Consider the following 12,407-nt stretch of genomic DNA (forward strand, 5'->3'; position numbering starts at 1 on the left):
AAACTTGCGCCTGTGAATTCGTTGTCATGATTTTGAGCTGTAAGGTCAAACTAGTAAAAAGAGGAGGTCAATTCTTATGTTTAAAGCATTATTCGGCGTTCTTCAAAAAATAGGGCGTGCGCTTATGCTTCCAGTTGCGATCCTTCCGGCTGCGGGTATTTTGCTTGCGATTGGGAATGCGATGCAAAATAAGGACATGATACAAGTCCTGCATTTTTTGAGCAATGACAATGTTCAGCTCGTAGCAAGTGTTATGGAAAGCGCTGGGCAGATTGTTTTCGATAACCTTCCGCTTCTTTTCGCAGTAGGTGTAGCGATCGGGCTTGCCAACGGCGATGGAGTTGCAGGGATTGCAGCAATTATCGGTTATCTGGTAATGAATGTATCCATGAGTGCGGTTCTTCTTGCAAACGGAACCATTCCTTCCGATTCAATTGAAAGAGCCAAGTTCTTCACTGAAAACCATCCTGCATACGTAAACATGCTTGGTATACCTACCTTGGCGACAGGGGTATTCGGCGGCATCATTGTCGGTGTGTTAGCTGCATTATTGTTCAATAAATTTTACACAATTGAACTGCCGCAATATCTTGGTTTCTTTGCGGGCAAACGTTTTGTTCCCATAGTTACATCAATTTCCGCACTGATTCTGGGTCTTATTATGTTAGTGATCTGGCCTCCTATCCAGCATGGATTGAATGCCTTTTCAACAGGATTAGTGGAAGCGAATCCAACCCTTGCTGCATTTATCTTCGGGGTGATTGAACGTTCGCTTATTCCATTTGGTTTACATCACATTTTTTATTCGCCGTTCTGGTATGAATTCTTCAGCTATAAGAGTGCAGCAGGAGAAATTATCCGCGGAGATCAGCGTATTTTTATGGCGCAGATTAAAGACGGCGTACAGTTGACAGCAGGTACGTTCATGACAGGTAAATATCCATTTATGATGTTCGGTCTGCCTGCTGCAGCGCTTGCGATTTATCATGAAGCAAAACCGCAAAACAAAAAACTCGTTGCAGGTATTATGGGGTCAGCGGCCTTGACATCCTTCTTAACAGGGATTACAGAGCCATTGGAATTCTCATTCTTATTCGTTGCCCCGATTCTGTTTGCGATTCACTGTGTGTTCGCCGGACTTTCATTCATGGTCATGCAGCTGTTGCATGTCAAGATTGGTATGACGTTCTCCGGTGGTTTAATTGACTACTTCTTATTCGGTATCTTACCGAACCGGACGGCATGGTGGCTCGTCATCCCTGTCGGCTTAGGAATTGCGGTCATTTATTACTTCGGATTCCGATTTGCGATCCGCAAATTTAATCTGAAAACACCGGGACGTGAGGATGCTGCGGCTGAAACAGCGGCATCTGGGAAAACTGGTAAAGCAGGAGACCTTCCTTATGAGATCCTTCAGGCAATGGGAGACCAGGAAAACATCAAACACCTTGATGCTTGTATCACTCGTCTGCGTGTAACTGTAAACGATCAGAAAAAGGTTGATAAAGACCGTCTGAAACAGCTCGGTGCGTCCGGGGTGCTGGAAGTCGGCAACAACATTCAAGCTATTTTCGGACCGCGTTCCGACGGTTTAAAAACACAAATGCAAGACATCATTGCGGGGCGCAAACCAAGACCGGAACCGACGGCATCTGCCCAAGATGAAGTAGGTCAGCAGGTTGAGGAAGTCATTGCAGAGCCTCTGCAAAATGAAATCGGCGAGGAAGTTTTCGTTTCTCCGATTGCCGGGGAAGTTCACCCGATTACTGATGTTCCTGATCAAGTTTTCTCAGGAAAAATGATGGGTGACGGATTTGCGATTCATCCTTCTGAAGGTATTGTTGTATCACCGGTTCGAGGAAAAATTCTAAATGTGTTCCCGACAAAACATGCGATCGGCCTGCAATCGGACGGCGGAAGAGAAATTTTGATCCACTTTGGTATTGACACAGTCAGCCTAAAGGGCGAAGGATTTACGTCTTTCGTATCAGAAGGAGATCGCGTTGAGCCTGGACAAAAACTTCTTGAAGTTGATTTGGACGCAGTCAAACCGAATGTACCGTCTCTTATGACTCCAATTGTATTTACAAACCTTGCTGAAGGAGAAACAGTCAGCCTTAAAGCAAGCGGCTCTGTCAATAGAGAGCAAGAAGACATTGTGAAGATTGAAAAGTAAGGGTGCTAGTACGCTGTGCTTGTCAGATGACAAGTACGGCTGTATGATATAATATTGTGAAGTAATATAGCTTTAAGTTAAAAGGAGAATGATAAAAATGGCACAAAAAACATTTAAAGTAACTGCAGATTCTGGAATCCACGCTCGTCCTGCGACAGTTCTTGTACAAACTGCAAGCAAATACGATGCTGACGTTAATTTGGAATATAACGGCAAAACAGTTAACCTTAAATCTATCATGGGTGTTATGTCTCTAGGTATCGCTAAAGGCGCTGAGATCACAATCTCTGCTGCTGGCGCTGACGAAAACGATGCTCTTAACGCTTTAGAAGAAACAATGAAAAGCGAAGGACTCGGCGAGTAATGCAAGAGTTAAAAGGGATTGGAGCTTCAGCCGGTATTGCGATTGCAAAAGCGTACCGGCTTGAAGAGCCAGATTTAACGGTTGAAAAGAAAAATATCTCAGATTCTGAAGCGGAAGTAAGCCGTTTTGATAAAGCGATTGCACGTTCAAAAGAAGAGCTCGAAAAAATTAAAGAGCATGCTCTAAAAGAACTGGGTCAAGATAAAGCTGATATTTTTTCTGCTCACCTTTTAGTCCTCAGTGACCCTGAGCTTCTAAACCCTGTGAAAGAAAAAATCAGCACTGATTCAGTGAATGCTGAGTTCGCTTTAAAAGAAACGTCTTCTATGTTTGTTACCATGTTTGAATCAATGGACAACGAATATATGAAAGAGCGTGCAGCAGATATCCGCGATGTAACAAAACGCGTAACAGGCCACCTGCTTGGCGTTGAAATTCCAAACCCAAGCATGATTTCAGAAGAGGTTGTTATTGTATCTGAAGACTTAACACCATCTGATACAGCCCAATTAAACCGTGAGTTTGTAAAAGGCTTCACAACTGATATCGGCGGACGCACATCTCACTCTGCCATCATGGCACGTTCTCTTGAGATTCCTGCTGTTGTTGGTACGAAAGCGGCTACAGGCACAATCCAAAACGGTGTGACTGTTATCGTTGACGGTATTAATGGCGACGTCATTATCGATCCATCTGCGGAAACTGTAAAAGCGTATGAAGAAAAACATAATGCTTATTTGGCTCAAAAAGCTGAATGGGCGAAGCTTGTCAATGAACCGACTGTATCAAAAGACGGGCACCATGTAGAGCTTGCAGCTAACATCGGTACTCCTGATGATGTGAAAGGCGTTCTTGAAAACGGCGGAGAAGCAGTTGGCCTTTACCGTACAGAATTCCTTTACATGGGAAGAGATCAGCTTCCTACAGAAGACGAGCAGTTTGATGCTTACAAAACGGTTCTTGAGCGTATGGAAGGAAAATCAGTTGTCGTGCGGACACTTGATATCGGCGGAGACAAAGAGCTTCCTTACCTGCAGCTTCCTAAAGAAATGAACCCGTTCTTGGGTTACAGAGCGATTCGTCTTTGTCTTGAAGAGCAAGAAATCTTCAGAACACAGCTTCGCGCGCTGCTTCGTGCAAGTACATACGGAAACTTGAAAATCATGTTCCCTATGATTGCGACAGTTAATGAATTCAAAGAAGCAAAAGCGATTCTTCTTGAAGAGAAAGAAAAGCTAGTAAAAGCGGGACAGACTGTATCTGATGAGATTGAAGTCGGTATGATGGTTGAAATTCCGTCAACTGCTGTCATCGCTGATCAGTTTGCCAAAGAAGTGGATTTCTTCAGTATCGGAACAAACGATTTGATCCAATACACAATGGCAGCTGACCGTATGAATGAACGTGTATCTTACTTGTATCAGCCATACAACCCAGCTATCCTTCGCTTAATTACACTTGTAATTGAAGCGGCACACAAAGAAGGCAAATGGGTTGGCATGTGCGGAGAAATGGCAGGAGACGAGATTGCGATTCCAATTCTTCTTGGCTTAGGCTTAGATGAGTTCTCAATGAGCGCAACTTCCATCCTTCCGGCAAGAACACAAATCAGCAAATTGTCTAAACAAGAAGCTGAGTCATTCAAAGAGAAAATCTTATCTATGAGCACGACAGAAGAAGTTGTCGCGTTCGTAAAAGAAACATTCAAGTAATATACAAAAACCAGACGGCCTCCGGCCCGTCTGGTTTTTTTCATAAGTAAGGGCGAAGAAGGGCACAATAACATGGCTAGGAGGGATAAATATGTCAAACCAATTTAACGCAGGAGATACGGTTTACGTGATCTACAGAAACCCGCACGCCGCAAATGTTGCCCACATAAAAGAAGCTGAAATTGTGCATCATCCACATCATGAAGGTGAGTTGTCATTGTTTATTTATGAAACCTATCATCCGTTTGCTGAGGACGATGCTGTATTTGCAAGTTATGAAGAAGCCACATCACTTTACAAAGAGCTATTTGACAGTGATCCGTATGAGTAACAAGGAAATCATTACAACTCATATCCTTTCCGTCTTATGAGAAAAGTAATGGTAGTAAAGGAAAAGGATGTGGCATGATGCATAACCCATTTGTTCCGCAGCTTGTGTATATTGAACCGAGAGCGCTGGAATATCCGCTTGGCCAAGAATTGCAAGAAAAATTCGAGAAAATGGGTATAGAAATTAGGGAAACGACATCCCATAACCAGGTCAGAAATATTCCTGGGAAAAACCATCTTCAACAATATCGCAATGCGAAGTCAACTTTAGTCATCGGTGTCCGGAAAACATTAAAATTTGATTCTTCAAAACCTTCGGCTGAATATGCCATTCCGTTTGCAACGGGCTGCATGGGGCATTGTCATTACTGTTACCTGCAAACCACTATGGGATCTAAACCGTATATCAGAACCTATGTAAATGTCGAAGAGATATTAGACCAAGCGGATCAGTATATGAAGGAACGCGCACCAGAGTTCACAAGATTCGAAGCCTCATGTACGTCAGATATTGTAGGAATCGATCATTTGACACACACGCTCAAACACGCCATTGAACATTTTGGACAAAGTGAGCTCGGCAAACTCCGATTTGTAACAAAATTCCATCATGTGGATCACCTATTAGACGCAAAGCATAATGGGAAAACGAGATTTCGATTCAGTATTAATGCTGACTATGTGATTAAAAACTTTGAGCCGGGAACCTCACCTCTTGATAAACGGATAGAAGCGGCAGTAAAAGTTGCAAAAGCAGGATACCCGCTAGGTTTTATTGTTGCTCCGATTTATATTCATGAAGGCTGGGAAGAAGGATACAAACATCTATTTGAAAAACTTGATAATGCTTTGCCGCAGGATGTTAGACAAGATATCACTTTTGAACTAATTCAGCACCGCTTCACAAAACCGGCCAAACGCGTGATAGAGAAAAATTATCCGAAGACGAAGCTCGAATTAGACGAAGAAAAACGACGTTATAAATGGGGCCGTTACGGAATCGGAAAATATATTTATCAAAAAGATGAAGAGCATGTCCTTCGGGAAACACTTGAATCGTATATTGATACTTATTTTCCTAACGCGAAACTCGAATATTTCACTTAAACGGGCTGTTGTGATGAACAGCTCGTTTTTTTATGAACTTGTCACCACTTTACCGTATTGGCCGGCGCTGATCTTGATAAAAAGGACATGTGCCCGATGCTTGTCAACAGTCAGCTCCTGCATTGTCTTCAATCAGCATTTTCCGATTCCAAGCTTTCAATAAGTGAATCATTCAGACTCTGATGGCCGCATCCTCAGTATTCTGCTGTTATCATATACATTTGTTTTAGGATGATCGTCACCCTCCTTGTGTGATTTATAATTGATCAGCTTGAATTTGAAAGTAAATATAATTCAAATTTCACACAATTTATTTTTTGATTATTCATTTTTAAAATAAAAGGGCCGATATAGACATTAGGAGGGGATGGGTTTGTTTAAAAAACTTCACATGAAAATTGCTGTATTTGTTTCGATTATGCTAATCGTCACAGTTGTTCTATTAATGCTGTCTTCTTACTTGACGCTAAAGCCGATGATTACAGAGGATGGAAAAAATACAACGTCAAATGTGACGCAGTCACTTGAACAAAATATTGAATTGCAATTAAAGAGTTATGCCATTTCGCTATCAAGATTTGCCACTGGGGAATTAACTCATACATTTGTTGCAAAACCAAGTAAAGAAGCTTCTCGGCTGTTTAACGATGATATGAAACAAATCAAAGATAACGATAATTATGTTGCGATGGCTTATGTAGGCACCGCAAAAAAAGAAATGTTTACATATCCGAAAGCCGATTTTACAGATGATTATGACCCAACAACAAGACCATGGTATAAGCTTGCAGCTGAAAAACCGGATCAAGTTGTTTGGACTGAACCCTATAAAGACGTCGTGACGGGAGACATGATTGTTACCGTATCAAAAGCGGTCCTTGATGGGCGAAAAGTGATCGGGGTTGCCAGCTATGACTTGAAACTCTCAGCTATCCAGAGCATGGTCAATAAACAAAAAGTGCCTTACAGTGGATTTGCCTTTTTAGCTGATGCAAGCGGCAATTTTTTAGCCCATCCGTCAAATCAAGGAAAAAATATATCAGAGGATCAAACACTGAAAACCATTGCATCTGAGAAAAAAGGGATACAGGATGAAAATGGGAAAATGGTTGTGTACCAAACAATTGGGGAAACGGGCTGGAAAGTCGGAACACAATTTGATACCGATAAGTTAATGTGGATTTCAGATAAAATGACCCGGGCGAATCTTTGGATATCAGTGGTTGCGCTTATCATCACAATGATTTTCAGCTACTTCCTGGCCAAAACGATAACCGGTCCGATTCAGCAGCTCATCGGAAAAACGAAGGCAGTTTCCGCAGGTGATTTAACAGTGCACGCGGATTCAAAATCCAAGGATGAAGTCGGTGTGTTAACAAGAGACTTTAGTCAGATGGTTGAAAACATGAAAAAATTAGTTGAGCAAGTCAGGCTGTCTTCAGGGAAAGTATCTGACACCTCTGAGCAATTAACGGCTGTCTCTGCGGAAACAAATGAAACGAGCGGACAAATTGCAAAAGCGATTGAAGAAGTAGCCGCCGGAGCATCAGAACAGGCTTCTGAAGTTGAGACGATTAATGAAAAATCAGAAAGCCTGTCAATGAAAATCAGACAAATCGCTGAAGAGGCGGGCGGAATGAAAGAACGCTCAAAATTATCTGAGGATGCAAGCTATAAAGGTCTGGATGCGCTCGGCCAGCTGCTGATGAAGTCAAACGAAGCCAACATGGAAACAAAAAAGGTTGAAACGATGCTGCTTGATTTGGAAAATCAAACAAAAAATATTGAAGAAGTTGTTACAGCGATTTCGAATATTTCGGATCAGACCAACTTGCTTGCCTTAAATGCCAGCATTGAGGCAGCCAGAGCCGGTGAAAGCGGCCGCGGTTTTTCCGTCGTAGCCGATGAAGTGCGGAAGCTTGCTGAGCAATCAGCACAATCTTCAAAGCATATCAGCGAGACCGTGAAGCTTATCCAACTTGAGACAAAAGAGGCCTCTCACGCAATGGTTGAGGCAAGCAGAATGAATGATGAACAAAACAGTGCCATACATGAGACAGGAGAGGTATTAAACACGATAACCATGGAAATGCAATCACTGGTGCAGGGCATTGATCATATTTACGAGGAAATTCAAAGAATGAGTGACGAACAGTTCGCGATTTCTGAAGCCATTCAAAGCATTTCGGCCATATCACAGGAATCAGCTGCCGCAGCAGAAGAAGTAAACGCATCAACTGATGAACAGCTGATCACCCTTGATAAAGTCAAACACTCAACGGAAACCTTAAGACATGCAAGCCAAGAGCTTATGAACACAATTGCTAAATTCACATTGTAGTCCAATACTTCCCCAAAGCAGAAATTGTTTTGGGGATTATTTTATTTTAGGAGTCTACAATATAAAGAAGAGATATGGTAGTCTAGAAAATGAATGGAAAATGATAAATTTTAACTAATCAAACCGAAACAGCTGGGAGGAATGACCTTGAAAAAAACAATTGGTTTTATAGGTCTTGGCGTAATGGGAAATAGCATGGCATCACATATTCTGAATGATGGTCATCCTGTATTAGTGTACACCCGGACAAAAGAAAAAGCAGACACTATACTGCAAAAAGGCGCGGTATGGAAAGAAACGGTCAAAGACCTATCCAAAGAAGCAGACGTTATCATTACAATGGTCGGCTATCCTAGTGATGTTGAAGATGTGTATTTCGGAAACGGTGGAATCATTGAAAACGCAAAAACAGGCGCATATCTCATTGATATGACGACATCTAAACCGTCGCTTGCGAAGAAGATTGCTGAAGCAGCTAAAGAAAAAGCATTGTTCGCTTTAGATGCTCCTGTTTCTGGCGGTGATATCGGTGCACAGAACGGAACACTCGCCATTATGGTCGGCGGAGAAAAAGAGGCATTTGAAGCCTGTCTGCCGATATTCTCTTTAATGGGAGAAAATATTCAGTACCAAGGGCCGGCTGGAAGCGGCCAGCATACGAAGATGTGCAATCAGATTGCAATTGCAGCTGGTATGATCGGTGTTGCTGAAGCGATGGCATATGCTAAAAAATCAGGTCTGCAGCCGGAAAATGTTCTGAAAAGCATTACAACGGGCGCGGCTGGAAGCTGGTCATTGTCAAATCTGGCTCCCCGTATGCTGCAAGGAAACTTTGAACCAGGTTTTTATGTTAAGCATTTTATAAAAGATATGGGAATTGCGCTAGAGGAAGCGGAAGTAATGGGGGAAGAAATGCCAGGCTTGTCGCTTGCGAAATCTTTATATGACAAGCTTGCTGCACAAGGTGAAGAAAACAGCGGGACACAGAGTATATATAAGCTTTGGATGAAATAAAAAAGATTGCCTGTATGAAACAGGCAATCTTTTTTTTATTATTTTCCGATGAATTGCTGTGTCCAGATGCTTCCAGACTCCACATAGCCTACACCGATGTGGGTAAAGTTAGGGTTTAGAATGTTTTTTCTGTGTCCTTCACTGTTCATCCAAGCTTTTACTACTTCTTCTGGTGTTTTTTGACCTTTAGCAATGTTTTCACCTGCTGTTTTGTAGGTGATTCCGAAAGACTTCATCATGTCAAACGGTGAGCCGTAAGTTGGGCTTTGGTGATCAAAGTAGTTCTTGTCTTTCATATCCTGAGATTTTGCGTGTGCAGATTTGCTTAACGTTTCATCAATTTGAAGCGGTTTTAAGCCTTGTTTTTGTCTTTCTGCATTTGTAAGCTCAACAACTTTTTTCTCATATGCACTTACAGATGAAGGGGCAGATGCTGTTGTGTTTGCTTTTTCAGCAGCTTCAGGCGCTTTAGAAGTAGCTGGCGCTTTAGAAGCAGTATTTTTATCAGCAGCTTTTTCTGTCGTTTTTTGTGCCGGTTTTGCAGTTTCTGTCTTTTTAACATCCTGAATGTTCATGTTAGATTGTTTCGCATGTTTTTCAAGAAGCTGCTTGATCTCTTTTTCGTTTGCAGTGTTTAAAGTATTGATATTTGTATTAACATGCAGCTTTTTCACTACATCGTTAAGAGACATGTTTTTTACTGTGTTCCCCGTTTTCACCGTTACTACATGCTGGCAGGAGAGTTCTTTCGCTGATGCTTGCTGTACGCCCCCGAATGTGAATAATCCCACCGCAGCGGCAGCAGATAAAATAAATGCTTTTTTCATTAGTTCATAACCTCCTAGAGTTGTTTGTTTCTACAAAAAAATCATAACATAGCTTTTTTGTCATAAAGAATCCAGCACTTTCCTTTGACAACGAGAGATTGTCATTTTTGTAACCAATATGCGCTCAATCGCTGAGAATAAGGGAATCAGCGCATTTCTTAATATTATTGTAAAAGTAACATTTCTTCCTTTTATTTGAATTTATAGCTATATTTTAATGTGTTTTTATATTGACAGCTTTTTTTATCCCTTTTCGCTGTAATGAGTGTTACAAAGGTGTTACAATTAATCTCAGTATATGTAAATATATTGAATGATTTGAGAGGTGTAACCAGAAGTGACTGAAATAGGACGTGAACCGAAGAAAAAGCGCAAAGGAAGCCGGGCAATTAGAATGAACCTTTTTTTCCTTGCTGTCTTTGTTCTTTTCACTGCATTAATTTTTAAGCTTGGTGTTGTTCAAATTGTTGAAGGCGAACGGCATGAAGAGGATGCTAAGAAAGCAAATGCAAAAACAGCATACTATCCCGCACCGCGGGGAAAAATGTATGACAGAAACCAAAAGGTGGCTGTCGATAATCAAAGTGTGCCTGGACTTGTTTATGTGTCCACATCGAGCACAAAAACAGCGGATAAAATCAAAACAGCGAAGCGCCTTGCTGCTTTAATCGATATTGATACCGAATTTTTGAAGGAAAGGGATTTGCGTGATTACTGGCTCGCGTCTCACCCGAAAAAAGCTGTCGCTCTGCTTAAGGAATCTGAAAGCAATCTGAAAGGGGCAGAGGCTTACAAGCATCAAATTGAGCGTGTGCCGGATCAAGAATTGAAGGCGATTCAGAAAGATGACGCAGAAATGAAAATCGCTGCGATATATACGAGGTTTTCAAGCGGAAATGCCTACGAACCCCAAATCGTAAAGGCGATGAATCCAAGCGAAAGCAACAGCAATGGAAAAAATGGAACCCTGCTTGATGAGAAAAAAAATTCCGCGCATCGGCCGAAGAATGACTTAACATATGATGAAATCTCAATTGTTTCTGAGCATTTAGAAGAGCTCCCGGGAATCGACATCGTAAACGATTGGACACGAAAATATCCTTACGACAAAACACTCTATTCCGTTTTCGGAGGTGTCACGACACCTGATCAGGGCCTGCTGAGCGACCGGAAAGATTTCTACTTAACAAGAGGCTATGCGAATAATGACAGAGTGGGAAAAAGTTATTTAGAATATCAATACGAGGACTACTTAAATTCGCATAAAGAAAAAGTGCAGTATGTAGAAGACAATAAAGGAAATGTCGTCAGCCAAAAAACCATTGATAAAGGAAGCAGGGGATACGATCTTCGGCTTTCATTCGATATGGAGCTTCAGGCAGAGGTAGAGAAGATCATTGAAGAAGAAGTGAGAAACAGCCGAGCACGCGGAAACTATATGCTGGACAGAGCCTTTGCCGTCATGATGGATCCGAATAACGGCGATATTTTGTCGATGGCAGGAAAAAAGATAGATTTAAAAACAAATAAAATTCAAGATTATGCGATTGGGGCGTTTACAACCCAGTATGAAATGGGTTCAGCAGTAAAGGGCGCCACCGTACTTGCCGGTTATCAAGATGGGATTCCGCATTATAAATATTTTCTCGATGCTCCAATGTATTTAGGAACAAATCTCATAAAAAAATCTTATACTAATATGGGAACGATTAATGAATTAACCGCTTTGCAAAGAAGTTCTAACGTATATATGTTTAATGTCGCCATGCATATTGCGGGTATCACATACAAGCCGCGTGGGTCTCTCCCAGCTGATCAGAAGGATTTACTGAAAATGAGAAACTACTACAGCCAGTTTGGCCTAGGCGTAAAAACCGGTATTGATCTGCCGCAGGAATCAGCCGGTATGCAAACTACGCCTGAAACGGTAGGGGGATTAATTTTAGACTTGGCAATCGGTCAATACGATACATACACACCGCTCCAAATGGCGCAGTACATTTCAGTAATTGCCAATGGAGGCTATCGGGTGCAGCCTAGAATCGTGACTAGTATTCATGAGCCAGGAAGTAAAGACCAGCTAGGCAAAGCCATTGAACATAGAAAACCTAAAGTGCTGAATAAGATTAACAATTCAGAGAGTGATTTGAAGCAAGTGCAAACAGGTATGAAATTAGTCACTTCTTCAGGAACAGCTAAAAATACATTTACAGAAGATGTATCAGGGAAAACGGGAACAGCAGAAACATTTTACTACGGCACGAATCGCAACTGGTGGGGGAAAAAAACATACAATCTGACTTTTGTAGGCTATTACCCGTCGAAAAAACCAAAAGTGGCCTTTAGTGTTGTTGTTCCATCAGTAGATGATGATGATAAGATCAATAAAATTATTGCCAAAAGAGCTATCCACGCTTACGCAGAGCTCGAAAAGAAACACAGTAAAAAATAAAAAAAGCAGGGTGCACAACTGAAGGGTTGTGCACCCTTTCTTTTATTCAAAAATTGACGTTCACCATAAGAATAGAAGGAGAAT

At 41.6% G+C, this 12,407-nt stretch carries 9 protein-coding genes; 8 read left to right on the forward strand and 1 reads right to left on the reverse strand.

Going from position 1 to position 12,407, the window contains the following annotated elements:
• The first annotated feature begins 76 nt into the window (after positions 1-76).
• The 7 genes from ptsG to BTW01_RS02090 all read left to right on the forward strand — a co-directional run bounded on the left by ptsG (position 77) and on the right by BTW01_RS02090 (position 9,044).
• Positions 77-2,176 (forward strand): PTS glucose transporter subunit IIABC, encoded by a 2,100-nt coding sequence (gene ptsG, locus BTW01_RS02060; protein WP_162101382.1) that lies wholly within the window; start codon positions 77-79, stop codon positions 2,174-2,176.
• 97 nt (positions 2,177-2,273) lie between these two features.
• The gene (locus BTW01_RS02065) at positions 2,274-2,540 is read left to right on the forward strand and encodes a phosphocarrier protein HPr (protein WP_010334034.1); all 267 of its coding nucleotides are present in this window, start codon (positions 2,274-2,276) and stop codon (positions 2,538-2,540) included.
• The gene (gene ptsP, locus BTW01_RS02070; protein WP_162101383.1) at positions 2,540-4,252 is read left to right on the forward strand and encodes a phosphoenolpyruvate--protein phosphotransferase; all 1,713 of its coding nucleotides are present in this window, start codon (positions 2,540-2,542) and stop codon (positions 4,250-4,252) included. The genes BTW01_RS02065 and ptsP overlap by 1 nt, the downstream gene beginning before the upstream one ends.
• Before the next feature lie 91 nt (positions 4,253-4,343).
• On the forward strand, positions 4,344-4,583 hold the full coding sequence (gene splA / locus BTW01_RS02075) for a splAB operon transcriptional regulator SplA (protein ID WP_162101384.1): 240 nt from the start codon (positions 4,344-4,346) through the stop codon (positions 4,581-4,583).
• Positions 4,584-4,660: 77 nt separating this feature from the next.
• Entirely contained in the window at positions 4,661-5,689 is a 1,029-nt protein-coding gene (gene splB / locus BTW01_RS02080) for a spore photoproduct lyase (protein ID WP_162101385.1), read from the forward strand.
• Between the two features lie 373 nt (positions 5,690-6,062).
• Positions 6,063-8,030: a methyl-accepting chemotaxis protein gene (locus BTW01_RS02085; RefSeq protein ID WP_162101386.1), complete on the forward strand. Its 1,968-nt coding sequence runs from the start codon at positions 6,063-6,065 to the stop codon at positions 8,028-8,030.
• 147 nt (positions 8,031-8,177) lie between these two features.
• Complete coding sequence (locus tag BTW01_RS02090; RefSeq protein WP_162101387.1) at positions 8,178-9,044, forward strand: NAD(P)-dependent oxidoreductase; 867 nt, start codon at positions 8,178-8,180, stop codon at positions 9,042-9,044.
• Positions 9,045-9,082: 38 nt separating this feature from the next.
• Here BTW01_RS02090 and BTW01_RS02095 read toward each other — a convergent pair whose 3' ends face one another.
• A complete protein-coding gene (locus BTW01_RS02095; RefSeq protein ID WP_162101388.1) occupies positions 9,083-9,871 on the reverse strand; it encodes a CAP domain-containing protein in 789 nt (262 codons plus the stop codon).
• A 337-nt stretch (positions 9,872-10,208) separates the two neighbouring features.
• On the opposite strand from BTW01_RS02095, the gene BTW01_RS02100 reads away from it, so the two are divergent.
• A complete protein-coding gene (locus tag BTW01_RS02100) occupies positions 10,209-12,323 on the forward strand; it encodes a peptidoglycan D,D-transpeptidase FtsI family protein (protein ID WP_162101389.1) in 2,115 nt (704 codons plus the stop codon).
• Positions 12,324-12,407 lie beyond the last annotated feature (84 nt).

This window comes from Bacillus sp. SKDU12, from assembly GCF_010093085.1.
Lineage (GTDB): Bacteria > Bacillota > Bacilli > Bacillales > Bacillaceae > Bacillus > Bacillus mexicanus.

Coding starts and splice junctions, on each gene's coding strand:
- ptsG (WP_162101382.1), top strand. CDS start 77: ATGTTTAAAGCATTATTCGGCGTTCTTCAAAAAATAGGGCGTGCGCTT.
- BTW01_RS02095 (WP_162101388.1), bottom strand. CDS start 9,871: ATGAAAAAAGCATTTATTTTATCTGCTGCCGCTGCGGTGGGATTATTC.
- splB (WP_162101385.1), top strand. CDS start 4,661: ATGCATAACCCATTTGTTCCGCAGCTTGTGTATATTGAACCGAGAGCG.
- ptsP (WP_162101383.1), top strand. CDS start 2,540: ATGCAAGAGTTAAAAGGGATTGGAGCTTCAGCCGGTATTGCGATTGCA.
- BTW01_RS02065 (WP_010334034.1), top strand. CDS start 2,274: ATGGCACAAAAAACATTTAAAGTAACTGCAGATTCTGGAATCCACGCT.
- splA (WP_162101384.1), top strand. CDS start 4,344: ATGTCAAACCAATTTAACGCAGGAGATACGGTTTACGTGATCTACAGA.